The organism is Moorena sp. SIO4A1, from assembly GCF_010672065.1.
Lineage (GTDB): Bacteria > Cyanobacteriota > Cyanobacteriia > Cyanobacteriales > Coleofasciculaceae > Moorena.
The window spans coordinates 1-1,278 of record NZ_JAAHHX010000828.1 but is presented as its reverse complement, the minus strand read 5'-3'; the positions used below and the strand labels follow the sequence as shown (position 1 = coordinate 1,278).

The window sequence follows — 1,278 nt, the reverse complement described above, 5'->3', positions numbered from 1 at the left end:
AGAGTATGGAAATGGTGGGGTCAGCCATTAGGATAATTTGTTCTAGGAAAATCTCAGCTTACAATATCTAAGTGATCGCATTCTTGCAAGCCTTTCAATAACTTAAACTGACCCGACCCAAACAAATGCAGGATATCTTGAGCGCGAGTCATTGAAACGTAAAGTTCCCGTCTAGCCTCGGCTTCATCTTTCACGCCAAACTGCTGCACCCACAGAAGAATCACGGCTTTGAACTCCAGACCGAGGGAAGACTTGGCGGTAATCAGTCTTACTCCTGGATGATGGATGCTGTAATTCTCCTTGTTTTTATTGTCTTTACAGACCCAATAGTAGCCCAAGCCCGATTCTAACTGTTGAGTCAGAAAGCTAAACGGTTCCTTTTCGTAGTCTGTCAAATACCGATAGATGATAGCGATGTCTTGGGGTTGGTAACCTTGACTGGTGAGTTGCTGAATTTGTGCGATCGCATTTTCAACTTCTGCCATTCGACTCTCACACAGATACAGAGTTGGACGTTTGCCCTGGCGGAGTTCAGCAGAGGGTTTAACAACGGGAAAGGTTTCTTCTCCATCTTCTTTAATCGAGAATGACTTAACTAAATCCCAAGCGGCGGATAAGATTTCTTTGGTGCTTCGATAGTTGTCCTTGAGTTTCTTAACTCTGCCCTTTGCCTTGATTCCGACTGACTTCCAGGTGAACTTTTGGCGTTTGTAGATACTTTGACTTTTATCCGAAACGATAAGCAAGTCACCATTATCTGGGTCTTTGAGTGCCTCTTTGCAACACCTAAACCAATTGGGATAGAAGGTGTGAGCTTCATCAACAAGTACAGCATCCCATTTTTCTTCTGTGGGAATATCAGATAGGGCTTCCACAAGGAGATCAGCTAACACCTCGTTATATTCTTCTTCTGAGTTGTAATCTTTGAAATTGGGTAATCGGCCCATGATGGATTTAGCCCAAGCGTGGAAGTGTATAACTCGAATCCGTTCTTGATATAGGGGATTGTTTTCTTCTTCGATAAGCGATCGCAAGTAGGCTGCTAATGTTTTGTGGAAGCACAGAATCAGGACTCTTTTGTTGAAGTTTTCCCCAGCGAGATACTTGGCGCGACTAAGTAAGATTATAGTTTTGCCTGACCCCACTACGCCACAGAACAATCGATGACCATGGCCAAGAGAACGAGCCAACTTTTCCTGTTTATTGTCCAGAGTTTTGATTACAGTTGCATCGGGTTTGAGGGTAAATCCAGAGGGCACACTTTTAATTGTTGCAGGT

At 43.7% G+C, this 1,278-nt stretch carries 1 protein-coding gene; it reads right to left on the bottom strand.

Annotated features, from left to right (window positions below; all coding sequences use genetic code 11):
* Positions 1–53: 53 nt before the first annotated feature.
* A partial coding sequence (locus F6K53_RS43255) for a 3'-5' exonuclease (RefSeq protein ID WP_293086864.1) occupies positions 54–1,278 on the bottom strand: 1,225 nt, incomplete at its 5' end.